We start from the raw sequence: 14,783 nt of genomic DNA, 5'->3' as shown, positions 1-14,783 counted from the left end.
CAACAAATAAACGAATATTCATTACTTTTTTAACTAAAATATTAGAAAAAAACGAACATTATTTTTATTTAACCAAAAAAAAAAGACAAAATGCGAACAATTATCGCATTAGTCCTTTTTTTAACGTTGAGCCATTTCATCTGGGTAATAACTTAACGAAGAAAATTTATTGTATTCTTTTATAAATAAAAGTTTTACAGTACCCCTTGCACCACTTCTATTTTTTTCGATAATAACTTCTATTACATTATCTTCGCCTGCAGATTCATGGTCTTCGTCATCTTCTCCACCTTCACGATCATAATAATCATCACGATACAAAAAGGCTACTATATCAGCATCTTGTTCAATCGAACCAGATTCACGAATGTCACTTAACACAGGACGTTTGTCTTGTCTCTGCTCCACACCACGCGATAATTGAGATAATGCTATTACTGGAACTTTTAGTTCTTTAGCAAGCTTTTTTAACTGACGAGAAATCTCAGAGACTTCTTGTTGTCTACTTTCACGCCCAGTACCTTCAATCAACTGTAGGTAATCAATTAATACTAAACCCAGATTACCTTTCTCTTGTTTTAATCGGCGACATTTAGCACGAATTTCAGCTATCCTGATCCCTGGAGTATCATCAATATAAATATTGGCCTTTGATAAACTACCCATTGCTACAATCAAGCTTTGCCATTCTTCTTCTGATAATGTTCCCGTTCTTAAATGTCCAGCATCGATACTTCCTTCTGCACAAAGCATCCGATTGACTAGTGATTCAGCTCCCATTTCTAAACTAAAAATAGCAACTGTCTCATCGGTTTTTGTTCCAATATTTTGAGCAATATTCAAAGCAAATGCGGTTTTCCCTACAGCCGGACGAGCAGCTAGAATGATTAATTCTTCTTTTTGAAGACCAGCAGTCATTTTATCTAATGCTTGATAACCAGTTGGCAAACCAGTAATTTCTTCATTATTTTGATAAAGTTGATCGATTTGTGCAATAGAACTGTTTAACACATCTGAAATAGCTAAAAAACCGCTCCTGTTGCGTCTTTCAGATACTTCTAGAATACTACGCTCAGCCTCGTCTAAAATCGTTGCAAGCTCGTCTCCTTCTTCATATCCTTTAGTAACGATATCCGTAGCTGTATGGATTAAGTTTCTTAAAATAGCTTTTTGCTCTACTATTTTTGCGTAATACTCCATATTAGCAGCAGTGGGAACAGAAACAGCTAGCTCAGCTAAGTAAGCCATTCCGCCCACATCTTCTAACTGATTTTTAGATTCTAATGCATTGGTTACTGTAACGATATCAATTGCTTCATTATGATTATTCAGTTCTAACATTGATTGAAAAATCACCTGATGACCACGACGATAAAAATCTTTTGACTCAATAAATTCTAAAGCACCGACAACAGTTTCAGGATCTAAAAATATGGAACCTAACACAGCTTGTTCAGCTTCAATACTTTGTGGCGGTAAACGGTCTTGAAAAGCTTCTTGTGCCAATAAATTCTCTTCCTTTCACTATCAATACTCTGATTATTTTTCCTTAACTAGTAAGATTCAATTCTATTATTTTACCTTAAAAAGATAAGTAATACAATCTGCTAAAAAGAACATTCGTTCCTTTCTTCTATCTATTCCAAATTAAAAAGCGTTTGGCTCTTATACTGCTAATGAGCCAAACGCTTTTACTTTTCTTACTATGTTAATTTTCTGGTAAAACATTCACTGTTATAGTTGCCACCACTTCAGGATGAATTTTTACATCCATCTTCATTGATGTTACAGTGCGAATCGGAAAAGCTAGATCAATTTTACGTTTATCAAGTTTTACATTTAATTGTTTTTCAGCTGTGGCAGCTATCTGTTTAGTCGTAACAGATCCAAATAAACGCCCATCCTCAGCAGCTTTAGTTTTAATTACAATTGCATTCTCTTCTTTTTCGAGAAATTCTTTGACTTTTTTAGCTTCTTGTAGGATTTCTTCTTCTTTCTTTTCGTCAGCTTTTATTTTTCCATTTAATTCACTAATACTTGCTGACGTAGCTTCTTTAGCTAAATTATTTTTCAATAAAAAGTTATGTGCGTATCCATCAGCAACGTTTTTTACATCGCCTTTTTTTCCTTTACCTTTTACATCTGCTAAAAATATGACTTTCATAATTTTATTCCTCCTCTTTTTTCATTACAATAGCATCGCGTAATCGCTCTTTTGCTTCTTTTATGGTTGTGTCTTCTAATTGCGTAGCAGCATTAGATAAATGCCCACCACCACCAAGTTGCTCCATAATAACTTGAACATTGATTTCGCCCAAACTACGAGCACTAATGCCAATTCGGTTATCAGAACGCTTAGTTATAACAAAAGCTGCATCAACATTAGACATTGATAACATCGTATCAGCCGTTTGCGCTGCTACTACTGTATCATAAATACTGTCTTCTTCACCAATTGCAACGGCTATATTTTCAGTAATAAATTCAATTGTTTCAATCAAATGACTACGAAGAAGGTAGGTTTCCTTATCTTCTTTCAACAATCGTTGAATCATGATAGCATCAGCACCACAAGACCTTAAATAACTCGCTGCATCAAAGGTACGAGAACCGGTTCTCAAGGAGAAACTATTTGTATCTACAATAATTCCACCTAATAAAGCCGTGGCTTCAATTTTATTAATCGGATTCGCTTCTTTTGATTGGTATTCAAACAACTCAGTAATTAGTTCAGCTGAAGATGAGGCATAGGGTTCAATATAAACTAAAGCAGGATCCTTTGGAAAAGCTTCTCCACGGCGGTGATGATCAATCACAACTACTTTATTCGTTCGTGAAATCAGTTCCGGTGCTATCCCCATAGAAGGACGATGGAAATCGACTAAAACGACTAAACTATTGGCGGTAATCATTTGTTCCGCAACTGACGGTGTAATGATATAGCGACTAATTTGACTGTCTTCTTCCACTTCTTTCATTAACTTAGATATATCTTTACTAAATTCTTCTGGATTTACAACGACCCAAGCTTCTTTATTATTCATTTCAGCGATTCTTCTAATGCCTAACGATGAACCTATTGCATCTAAATCAGGATATTTATGTCCCATAATAAAAATTTGATCAGAATGTTTCATCAGTTCTTGGAGTGCTTGACTGATCATCCGAGAACGAACACGCGTTCTTTTTTCCATTGGATTTGTTTTTCCACCATAATAACGGGGTTCAGTTTCATAACCTTTAACAACAACTTGGTCTCCACCTCTGCCTAAAGCTAGATCCAAATTACTTTGAGCTAATTTAGACAGCTCACTTAAATCATCAGATCCATAAGCAATACCTATACTTAATGTTAATGGGAAATTTTGTTTTGATGTTCTTTCTCTTATTTGATCAATAATGCTGAATTTCTCTTCTTCCATCTTTGTCAAAGAGTTGTAGTGCATCATAACAATAAAACGATCTTCAGTAATTCGTTTCAAATATACATGGTGCAATTTCGCCCAATTAGATAATTGAGTTGTAATAAAATTATCTAAGTTAGATATATTTCGATCCGTCATCCCTTGAGTAATTTCATCGTGATTATCAACAAAGATATTACCAATAACAATTTTTTCATCTTCATATTTCGATTGAATGATAGCGTATTCAGTAATATCCATAAGATATACCACTTTTATGTCTTTTTGAACAATAATTTGAAAAAACTTATCGCCCCATTTAGCTGTTTTCAAGCCAGAATCACGACTTTCTTCAATAAGTGTGGCTAATTCACTATCAACGTCTTCTAATTGTTTGCCTAAAACTTCTTGATAACCCAAATGAGATTGAAGATATGGATTAATCCACTGCAGTTGTAAATTATCATTAAACAAAAGAATTCCAATTGGCATTTTAATAAGCGCTTCTTGTTCTCCCCGTTTAATTCTAAAAGCTAAATCAGAAATATATTTTTTATTTTCAGCAGTTAATTTTTTTAGCAAATTATACAATAAAACTAGTACAACTATAAATATAACCAATAATGCTAAACCAATTCCAATGTTGGCGAAGAATCCCAGAATAATCGTACTTAACTGCAATGCGATTATAATTGCAATAATAGTCTGTATTTTTTTATCATTTAAGAATTCTGGAAGCTTTTCTTGAGACAGTTTTTTATTCATAATAAACTCCTTTTTCCATCTCTTTCCTAATTCAAGTTCACTCTCTATTTTACCACTTGTTCTCTAAGTAGACAACTTGTTTCACATGAAACAAAATCAGCAATGTTTCACGTGAAACTTTCTTGATTTAATTCTTTTGAGTTACCCATTTTTTCAGTTTACTCAATAGCTAGAGGAATGATTGAACAGAAATTTATTGTACCATGAACAAATTTGCCCCTTAGGAACTTATAAGCATAACAAACTTTGACATAAATACCTAAAGTAATTTTAAGGATTACTGAAGTTACCAGCAATACGAATAACACAGCTTTAACGCTTTAGCGATTAAGCTGTGTTTGAGGCTTACGATGGCACTAGGGCTCTTACAAGCAAATTCATCTATTCCATACTATTTTAAGAAGACCTCTTCTTTCAGAGTTGATTGGCACTAAAAAATAGTCTATCCAAAATGCATGAAGTACTTAATAAATAAAACAAAAAGAGTTGAGACATTTGCCTCAACTCCTTTATTTTTTTTATTGTTCGTCAGTTACGAAAGGTAATAATCCCATAATACGAGCACGTTTAATTGCTTTAGTTAATTTACGTTGGTTTTTCGCGTATGTTCCAGTAACACGGCGCGGTAAAATTCTACCTCTTTCAGAGATAAAACGTTTTAAAAGATCAACATCTTTATAGTCCACATGTTCAATGTGGTTTGCTGCAAAGAAGTCAACTTTCCGGCGTTTCTTTCCGCCTCTACGTTGTTGAGCCATTTTATTTTCCTCCTTTATTTCCCATTCATTCTAGAATGGTAAATCGTCATCTGAAATATCAATCGGTTGTCCGCTCTTTTCAAAAGGATCAGAGTTTCCAAAGTTTTGATATTGTTGGTTACGGGGAGCTTCTTGTGAGTTACTTTGTGCATTATTGTTATAAGGTTTTTGTTGAGAACCATAAGATCCTGCTTGAGAATCACCTTGGTCTTTACGTTGATCATTTTTAGATTTTGATTCTAATAATGAGAACGTTTCAACAACTACTTCTGTAACATATACACGTTGCCCTTGTTGATTATCATAAGAACGCGTTTGGATACGGCCTTCCACACCTACTAATGCACCTTTTCTGGTGAAATTCGCAAATGATTCAGCACTTTTTCTCCAAATAACACAGTTAATAAAATCAGCATCTCTTTCACCTTTTTGGTTCGTAAACTGTCTGTTTACAGCCAATGAAAAAGTTGCTACCGCTGTACCATTTGAAGTGTATCTTAAATCAGCATCTTTTGTTAATCTTCCAACTAAAACAACATTGTTAATCACATTGCCCACTCCTTCCGATAAAAATGTTTCATGTGAAACATTTTTTGCTTAGTCTTCTTCTCTAATTGTCATATGACGCAGAATATCAGGGCTGATCTTTGATAAACGATCGAATTCGTTAATTGCAACTGCATCATTAGCAGTAAGTTTTACGATATGGTAGATTCCTTCGTGGAAATCTTTGATTTCGTAAGCAAAACGACGTTTCGACCAGTCTTTAGATTCAGTGATTTCAGCACCATTATCTTTTAAAATAGTGTCAAAGCGTTCAACTAAAGCTGTTTTTTCAGCTTCTTCGATGTTTGGACGGATAATGTATAAAATTTCGTATTTTGCTGCTTTACTCATCTTGACTGTCACCTCCTTATGGACTTTGGCTCTTTTTACAGAGCAAGGAGAGTATTCTATTGATAACTCATTAGATTACTCACGTCCGTTTAGTATATCATATTTTATTTTGAACATCAATACCTGAGTAGCATTTTAAATACGTTTTTTTAGCTTTATCGTTTTTAGTGTTAGATATCTGTCTGCTGTTATTTGTTCAAAATTTCTGGATTTTTACCCTTATATAATTCTACAAAGGTAGTACTATGTCCACTCTTCTATTTAAGTATTCGTACTATTTATCGAAAAGCTTTTTTAAAATTTGATTGTCCTGATAAAAGCAAAAAAGAGTGGACCAATAGAGGTCCACTCTTTTTTGCTTTGTTTTTTATTCTTCTGTTGAATCAGTGTCAGTAATGTCTTCTATGTCAGTTTCAGAGTCGTTTACAGGATTAATTTCTTGGATTGAATCATCTAATCCTGACTCTTTTGTAGTGAATGCTTCAGAAACGATTTCGGTTTCATCTATTTCATCCTCTATCACTTCTGCGTCTACTTTTGCCATAGTCGAAACTTTTACTTCCTCTGCTACTCGAATAACACGTACACCTAATGTGGCACGACCTGTTTGCGATACTGCTGAAACATTAAAGCGAATAATAACACCTGTATTTGTTATCAACATAATATCTTCATCGCCTTTGACAGTTGTCAAACCAGCTAAGTTACCATTTTTACTTGTGATATTAGCTGTTTTAATTCCTTTTCCGCCACGGCCTTTAATAGCATATTCACTTGCTTTAGTTCGTTTTCCATACCCTTTTTCTGTAATGATCAGAACTTCAGAATCCTCTTTTAACAGATCGACTCCAATGACATAATCATTTTCTCTTAATCGAATACCACGAACACCACCAGCAGTTCTACCCATGTTTCGAACATCTTTTTCATGGAAACTTACGGCATAACCCATGTGCGTTCCAATAATGATATTTTCGTCACCATTTGTTACAGAAACAGACATCAATTCATCATTCTCTTTTAACACAATAGCTTTTAGTCCATTGCTTCGGATATTAGAGAAGGCTTTTACATCTGTACGTTTAACTGTTCCAAGGCGCGTTGTAAAGAAGAGATACAGACCATCTTCAGCTTCTCCTCTGACATTTATAACCGCTTGAACGGTTTCACCAGAATCGATACCTAATAAGTTTATGACTGGAATTCCTTTAGCTGTACGGCCATACTCAGGTATTTCATATCCTTTTGAACGATAAACTTTTCCGTTATTCGTAAAGAATAATAATGTATCATGAGTTGAACAAGAAACTAAGGTTTCAATGAAATCATCATCATGAACTCCCATTCCTTGTATACCACGTCCGCCACGTCTTTGTGATTTGAATTCAGAACTTGGAAGACGTTTGATATACCCTTTGCTTGTCAACGTAATAACAATATCTTCTTCTTCAATCAAATCTTCATCTTCAAGACTTAGAACTTCTCCTACTAATAATTCCGTACGACGAGCATCGCCAAATTTTTCTTGTACTTCAAGAAGCTCCGTTTCGATAATCTTGTGTATCCGTTCTGGTTTTGCCAAAATATCAGCCATATCTTCAATCAAGGCTATTAATTCAGTATATTCAGATTCGATTTTATCGCGCTCTAAACCAGTCAATCGGACCATACGCATATCTAAAATAGCTTGTGCTTGTTTCTCTGATAAGCCGTACGTTTCAATTAACGTCGTTTTAGCCACATCACCCGTTTTTGAACTACGGATAATTCGAATAATTTCTTCAATGTGGTCCAAGGCTATTCTTAAACCTTCTAAGATGTGTGCACGTGCTTCAGCTTTGCGTTTATCATAAGCCGTTCTTCTACGAATAACCACTTCTTGGTGTTTTAAGTATTCTTCAAGAATAGATTTTAAACTTAATACTTTCGGAACACCATTTACAATTGCTAACATGTTAAAGCCAAAAGATGTTTGCATTGACGTTAGTTTATATAAGTTATTCAAGACAACACTTGCACTTACGTCACGTCTCACATCAATTACGATGCGCATACCATCACGATCGGATTCATCTGCTAAATCAGTAATGCCTTCGATTCGTTTGTCTCTTGCTAAATCAGCGATGCGTTCGACTAATCTCGCTTTATTCACCATGTACGGTAATTCGTGCACGAGAATGCGTTCTTTGCCATTTTTTTGTATTTCAATTTCAACTTTAGCTCGAACCATAATCGAGCCTTTACCCGTTTCATAAGCTTTTCTGATACCAGATTTACCCATGACTAATCCCCCAGTTGGGAAATCAGGCCCTGGGATTGCTTCCATCAAATCAGCTGTTGTTGCATCAGGATTATTCATCAAAATGTGTAATGCTGAGATAACTTCAGTTAGATTATGCGGTGGAATATTGGTAGCCATACCAACAGCAATCCCTGTCACACCGTTTACAAGTAGATTAGGGAAACGAGCTGGTAATACGTCTGGTTCACGTTCTGAGCCATCATAGTTATCATGGTAATCAATCGTGTCTTTATTAATATCACGCAGCATTTCTAAAGCCATTTTCGTCATACGCGCTTCCGTATAACGCATCGCTGCAGCTCCATCGCCATCGACTGATCCAAAGTTTCCATGACCATCCACTAACGGATAGCGGTAACTCCAATCTTGAGCCATCCGAACCATTGATTCATAAATCGCACTATCTCCATGAGGATGGTATTTACCCATAACATCCCCAACGATACGTGCTGATTTCTTATGTGCTTTATCTGGCGTTACGCCCAATTCGCTCATTCCATACAAAATACGACGATGTACTGGTTTCAAACCATCTCGTACATCTGGCAACGCGCGCGCTACAATAACACTCATTGCATAATCAAGGAATGAACTGCGCATTTCATGGCTTAATTCAACATTTTTTATATTTTCTTTAAATTCTTCAGCCATTTTTTATTGTCCTCCTAGTTGGATTAAATGTCTAAATTTTGCACGTAACGTGCGTTTTCTTCAATGAATATACGTCTTGGTTCAACACGGTCACCCATTAACATGTCACAGCTTTTATCTGCTTCAATTGCATCATCAACAGTGACTTGCAACATCCGTCTGTTTTCAGGATTCATAGTTGTTTCCCATAATTGTTCAGCATCCATTTCTCCAAGACCTTTATACCGTTGAATTGCAGGTTTTGGTGAAAGAGGAATTTCTTTCAAATACTCATTCAATTCATCTTCTGAATCTAAGTAAACCATTTTTTTACCTTGGCGCACTTGATACAAAGGAGGCTGAGCAATGTAAACATAACCCGCTTCAACTATTGGACGCATGTAGCGATAAAATAAGGTCAACAATAAAGTACGGATATGTGCTCCATCGACATCGGCATCGGTCATAATCACTAATTTATGATAACGAGCTTTAGAAACGTCAAAATCGCCACCAAATCCTGTTCCCATAGCTGTAAACAATGATCGAATTTCTTCATTAGCTAAAATTCTGTCTAATGTTGCTTTTTCTACATTTAGGATTTTTCCACGAATGGGTAAGATTGCTTGAAATAATCTTGAGCGTCCTTGTTTAGCAGAACCACCGGCAGAATCTCCCTCAACGATAAATAATTCACTGATAGAAGGATCTTTACTTGAACAGTCAGCTAGTTTACCAGGAAGGTTACTTATCTCTAGTCCACTTTTTTTACGTGTTACTTCGCGCGCTCTTTTTGCAGCTAAACGTGCTCTAGCAGCTAACAAACCTTTTTCAACAATTTGACGAGCTACTGGCGGATTCTCCATTAAGAATTTTTCGAAATGCGCGGAAAACAAACGATCTGTAATCGTACGTGCTTCAGAGTTTCCTAATTTTGTTTTCGTTTGTCCCTCAAATTGAGGATCTGGATGTTTGATGGATAAGACGATTGTTAAGCCTTCACGCACGTCTTCTCCAGTTAGATTTTCTTCATTTTCTTTAATGATTTTATTCTTTTTAGCGTAGTCATTTATCACACGTGTTAAGGCTGTCTTGAAACCAAATTCATGTGTTCCACCTTCATAAGTATGGATATTGTTAGCAAAACTCATTAAATTATTATGGTAGCCATCTGTATGTTGCATTGCTACTTCAATAGTGATTCCTTGTTGTTCGCCTTCTAAAAAGATCGGTTCATCATACAAAACAACTTTATTTTCATTCAGAAATTCTACGTAACTCTTAATTCCACCTTCATAGTGATACTCTAAAAAGGCTTGTTTGTCTTCACGTTTATCTTCAACAGTAATTTTCAATCCTTTATTTAAGAACGCTAGCTCACGTACACGTGTCGCTAATTTGTCAAAATTAAATTCAACCGTTTCTTTAAAGATCTCAGGATCCGGTACAAAATGAACAGTCGTACCGTGTTTATCTGTTTCACCGATTACTTCTACATCATGGACTACTTTTCCTTGAGCATATTGTTGGTGATAGATTTTACTGTTTTTATAGACATAAACATCCAATGTAGTCGAAAGAGCATTAACCACTGAAGATCCTACTCCATGTAAACCACCGGAAACTTTATACCCTCCTCCGCCAAATTTACCACCTGCATGTAGAATCGTAAAAACGGTCTCTAATGCTGGACGGCCTGTTTTAGCTTGGATGTCGACCGGAATTCCACGGCCATTATCCATGACAATGATACTTCCGTCTTTTTCGATACTTAAATTAATTTCGTCAGCAAAACCAGCCAAAGCTTCATCAATTGAATTATCTACAATTTCCCATACTAAATGGTGTAATCCTTCACTACTTGTTGCTCCAATATACATACCTGGACGTTTACGAACGGCTTCTAAACCTTCTAGAACCTGTATTTGACTCGCATCATATTCATTTGCTAAATCTTGTTTGCTTTTAATTTCTTCAGACACACTCATTCACTCTCCATTTCTACTTGTCCATTATCAATCAGAAAAATTTTCGGGGTTTCCAACATATTTTTCTTTATTCCATCTAAACTAGTTGTCGTCAAGAATGTTTGAACTTTATTTTGAATTGCTTTCAATAAATGCGTTTGTCTTTCATCATCCAATTCTGATAAAACATCATCTAATAATAAGACGGGATACTCGCCTGTCATCTCTTTCATCAAATCAATTTCTGCCAATTTAACACTTAGTGCAGTCGTTCTTTGTTGACCTTGAGAACCATAAGTTTGAACATTTCTTCCATTCACAGTGAATTTCAAATCATCTCTATGAGGACCAAAAATAGTCGTTCGCTGCTCTAATTCTCTCTGCCTACCTTGTGCAAAAGCGTTCATTAAATCTGAATAAAGCTGTTCTTTGCTTGTTTCATCTGTAATTTTCAAACTACAAGCATATCCAATTTCAAGCAATTCCTTTTGTTTAGAAATTTCACTATGAACCGGTTTAGCCCAATTTTCTAATTTTTTTACAAAAGAAAAGCGTTCTAATAAAATAGCCGCTCCATATTCTGCTAACTGTTCAGTTAGAATATCTAGAAACGTTAGATCTTTTTCTTTTTTTAGACTTAATTGTTTAAGGTAACTATTTCTTTGCTTTAAAAGATGTTGGTATTGTACAAGATGGTGTAAATAAATAGGGCTCATCTGCCCCATTTCCATATCTAAAAATTTTCTTCGGACAGAAGGCGAACCTTTTACCAGAGATAAATCCTCTGGAGCAAATAAAATAACATTTAAGTTTCCAATGTATTCACTTAGTTTTTTTTGCTCCAGGTGATTAAATTTTGCTTTTTTCCCTTTTTTTGAAATAGAAATTTCAAGTGGAAAACTAGTGTTTTTCTTTTGGATTCTGCCACTTACACGGGCAAAATCTTGGTCCCAGCGAATAGTTTCTTTGTCATTGGCAGTTCTATGGCTTCTTGCCATTGCTAAAACGTAAATAGCTTCCATCAAACTAGTTTTCCCTTGGGCATTTTCTCCTAAGAAAACATTAATCCCTTTAGAAAAAATAACTTCAGCATGCTCATAATTACGATAATTGGAAAGATGGATTTCTTTCAATAGCATTATTTTTCTTCCTTATTTGATTCATCAGTTGTACCTTCTGATTGGATAAAAAAAGTCCCCTCATTTGGTATTTCAACAACAGAACCTGGATAGATTTTTTTCCCTCTTCGATCTTCAACTTCATTATCCAACATTACTGTGTGTTCAGCCAAATACCATTTAGCCATACCGCCACTGCTAATAATGTTTACATGTTTTAAAAATTGTCCTAATGTAATGAATTCACGATTGATTTTAATTGTTTTTTTCATGTTTTTCACCTACTTTTCAATAAAATAAGCGTGGACATAATCCACGCATCACGCTGTCGCTTATTAATCTTATTATACTCCTTTTTAGCCAAAAATACAACCAAATCTAAAAATAACCCTACTATTATCGATTTTAACGACAAGATAAAAAAAGACCTTAAATCACTCACAATTGCTTAAAACGAAAAAAACATGGTTATTTGGAGCATAATAAAAAAAACTACTTTTCAAATTGCTTGAAAAGTAGTTTTTTACTTGCTTAATTTTTTAAAAAGTTCGAACAGGAGTAATTAATTGAATAAAGTCTTGTCCATTTTCACTTGGAACCAGAATAAAAGGACGGACTGGAGATGTAAATTTAATTTTGATATCTGTTTGTCCAAAAGTTCTTAATGCATCTTTCATGTAATCAGGGTTAAACGACAGTTCAATCGGCTCCCCTTCAACAGATAGATATTCTAATTCCTCTTTAACATTACCGACATCAGGTGAGTTCCCCGAAATTTCAATTAAATCTGGCGTAATAGTAATTTTTACAACATTGTTCTTTCCTTCATGTGAAAGTAAAGAAGCACGTTCGATAGAACCTAATAAAGCACTCGCATTAAAACTAATTTCTGTTGAAGAATTGTCAGGAATCAATCGTTTAGTATCAGGATAATACCCTTCAAGTAAACGAGAATAGAAATATAGATTTTCTGCTTTAAATAAAACTTGATTTTCAGTGATCATCATTTCAATCGTATCTGATGTTTCATCCAATGTCCGAGATAATTCGATCAAACTCTTACCTGGGATAATAATGTTGTATTTCTTTGTCGCTTGCTCGTCATTCATTTCAATCGGAATGACACGTTGACTTAAACGATGACTATCGGTAGCAACTGCTAGAAACTTTTCATTTTCAATAACAATATTTACACCTGTTAAGATTGGACGACTTTCATGGGTAGAAATAGCAATAACCGTTTGTCCGATAACTTGTTTAAATAAGTTTACAGGTAAAGTAAATGTTTCTGATGTATCAATGATTGGCAAATGTGGGTAATTATTAGGATCTAAGCCATTAATTCTAAATGAGGCTGTTGCTGAAGTAATTAATGCTTGAAAATGATCTAATATTTCAATTGTCATTGTTTCTTCAGGAAGTTTTTTTACAATTTCACTAAAAAAGCGTGCTTGTAAAACAATTCCGCCAGTTTTTTCAATGGTTAAAAGATTTTCTTCTTCTGATACAGGAATAAAAGCTTCAATCGAAATATCTGAATCACTACCTGTTAAAGTTAATCCTTCATCATTAGCAATGATTTTTAAACCTGTCAATATAGGTATGGTTGTTCTAGAAGAAATCGCACGCTGTACATCCGCTAAGCTTTTTAAAAAGGCACTTCTCTTTATTGTAAATTTCATTAATTTTACCTCCAAATATAGTTATATTAATTTTATAAGTTCTTTTAGTAATAGTAGTAGGGCTTGTTGATACTGTGGAAAACTGGTCCAAGCCTATTAGTAAAAAGGTTTTGCACATGTGGATAACTTGTTGATAAAAAAAGGATAACTCGCTTAGTTATACACATGTGTAAAAGAAAGAACTAGGTTAATTTTTTCTTTAAATCTGTTATTTCTTGTTTTAATTGATCATCACTTGTTAAAGCATGAACGATTTTTTCATACGCATGAATAACTGTCGTGTGATCTTTTCCGCCAAATTCAGCACCGATTTTGGGTAAAGAATTTGAAGTAAGTTCTCGAGATAAATACATAGCAATCTGTCTTGGTAAAACAATGGACTTGATCCTCTTTTTGCCTTTAAGGTCAGCAATCGATAATTGATAATATTTACTGACAGCCTGTTGGATATCTAAAATAGTAAGTGTTGTTGGTTTTGCTGAAGGCAGCATGCTCTTTAATGCATCAGCAGCTAAGCTAGTGGTAATATCGCGACTTTCGATTGCTGCATAAGCTTGCACCCGTACTAGTGCGCCTTCTAGTTCTCTAATATTTGAATCAATTTGACCAGCGATATAACTTAACGTGTCACCAGGAATTTCTAATCGTTCAGCATTAGCTTTTTTTCTCAAAATAGCAATTCGCGTTTCAAGATCTGGCGGTGTGATATCAACTGATAGACCCCAAGCGAATCTGGAGACTAATCGTTCTTGTAGTTTGGGAATTTCATTTGGCAAACGATCACTTGTCAATACGATTTGTTTGCGATCATCGTATAAAGCGTTAAAGGTATGGAAAAATTCTTCTTGCGTTCCTTCCTTATCTGCAAAAAATTGAATGTCATCTACTAGAAGCAAGTCAACACTGCGGTATTCGTTTCTAAATTTTTCTTGTGTTTTGTTTTGGATGGAATTTATAAAATCATTCGCAAATGTTTCACTACTAACATATTTAACTCGTGCGTCAGGGTTTAGCAGCAACATTTGGTGACCTATAGCATGCATCAAATGGGTTTTTCCAAGTCCAACTCCACCATAGAAAAATAAAGGATTGTAAATAGTTCCCGGTTCTTCTGCAACGACTAAAGCAGCAGCGTGAGCCATCTGATTTCCTTTACCGATAACAAAGGTATCAAAAGTATATTTTGTATTTAATTGAATATCTTTTTTAAACCAGTTTTTTTTAGGAACGTCATTGTGAAGATTATGATTTGCAAGTTTA

Annotated in this window: 11 protein-coding genes and 2 pseudogenes; all 13 read right to left on the bottom strand. The window is 34.8% G+C overall.

Annotated elements, in window-relative coordinates:
* Window positions 1–120 precede the first annotated feature (120 nt).
* Window positions 121–1,506, bottom strand: a complete 1,386-nt coding sequence (gene dnaB, locus CAT7_RS07580; protein ID WP_007724038.1) for a replicative DNA helicase — start codon at window positions 1,504–1,506, stop codon at window positions 121–123.
* 202 nt (window positions 1,507–1,708) lie between these two features.
* Entirely contained in the window at window positions 1,709–2,164 is a 456-nt protein-coding gene (gene rplI / locus CAT7_RS07575) for a 50S ribosomal protein L9 (RefSeq protein WP_007724036.1), read from the bottom strand.
* Between the two features lie 4 nt (window positions 2,165–2,168).
* A complete protein-coding gene (locus CAT7_RS07570; RefSeq protein WP_007724034.1) occupies window positions 2,169–4,169 on the bottom strand; it encodes a DHH family phosphoesterase in 2,001 nt (666 codons plus the stop codon).
* 518 nt (window positions 4,170–4,687) lie between these two features.
* Window positions 4,688–4,927 (bottom strand): 30S ribosomal protein S18, encoded by a 240-nt coding sequence (gene rpsR / locus CAT7_RS07565; RefSeq protein ID WP_007724031.1) that lies wholly within the window; start codon window positions 4,925–4,927, stop codon window positions 4,688–4,690.
* A gap of 30 nt (window positions 4,928–4,957) precedes the next feature.
* A pseudogene (locus CAT7_RS12700) lies at window positions 4,958–5,041 on the bottom strand (single-stranded DNA-binding protein); the annotation flags it as partial.
* Window positions 5,021–5,476: pseudogene (gene ssb, locus CAT7_RS07560) on the bottom strand (single-stranded DNA-binding protein); the annotation flags it as partial. The pseudogenes ssb and CAT7_RS12700, both read right to left, overlap by 21 nt.
* A 48-nt stretch (window positions 5,477–5,524) precedes the next feature.
* Window positions 5,525–5,824, bottom strand: a complete 300-nt coding sequence (rpsF, locus tag CAT7_RS07555) for a 30S ribosomal protein S6 (protein WP_007724024.1) — start codon at window positions 5,822–5,824, stop codon at window positions 5,525–5,527.
* Between the two features lie 367 nt (window positions 5,825–6,191).
* Complete coding sequence (gene gyrA, locus CAT7_RS07550) at window positions 6,192–8,777, bottom strand: DNA gyrase subunit A (RefSeq protein ID WP_007724014.1); 2,586 nt, start codon at window positions 8,775–8,777, stop codon at window positions 6,192–6,194.
* Between the two features lie 23 nt (window positions 8,778–8,800).
* Window positions 8,801–10,738: a DNA topoisomerase (ATP-hydrolyzing) subunit B gene (gene gyrB, locus CAT7_RS07545; RefSeq protein WP_007724011.1), complete on the bottom strand. Its 1,938-nt coding sequence runs from the start codon at window positions 10,736–10,738 to the stop codon at window positions 8,801–8,803.
* Between the two features lie 2 nt (window positions 10,739–10,740).
* A complete protein-coding gene (gene recF / locus CAT7_RS07540) occupies window positions 10,741–11,862 on the bottom strand; it encodes a DNA replication/repair protein RecF (RefSeq protein WP_007724008.1) in 1,122 nt (373 codons plus the stop codon).
* Window positions 11,862–12,113 (bottom strand): S4 domain-containing protein YaaA, encoded by a 252-nt coding sequence (gene yaaA, locus CAT7_RS07535; protein WP_007724005.1) that lies wholly within the window; start codon window positions 12,111–12,113, stop codon window positions 11,862–11,864. The genes recF and yaaA overlap by 1 nt, the downstream gene beginning before the upstream one ends.
* Before the next feature lie 267 nt (window positions 12,114–12,380).
* Window positions 12,381–13,523: a DNA polymerase III subunit beta gene (gene dnaN / locus CAT7_RS07530; protein ID WP_007724002.1), complete on the bottom strand. Its 1,143-nt coding sequence runs from the start codon at window positions 13,521–13,523 to the stop codon at window positions 12,381–12,383.
* A 182-nt stretch (window positions 13,524–13,705) separates the two neighbouring features.
* Window positions 13,706–14,783, bottom strand: a 1,078-nt coding sequence (dnaA, locus tag CAT7_RS07525; protein ID WP_007723999.1) for a chromosomal replication initiator protein DnaA, incomplete at its 5' end; no start/stop codon positions are given.

This window comes from Carnobacterium sp. AT7 (assembly GCF_000171855.1).
Lineage (GTDB): Bacteria > Bacillota > Bacilli > Lactobacillales > Carnobacteriaceae > Carnobacterium_B > Carnobacterium_B jeotgali.
Note: the sequence above shows the minus strand (reverse complement) of the source record. Positions and strands in the feature narration are given on the sequence as shown.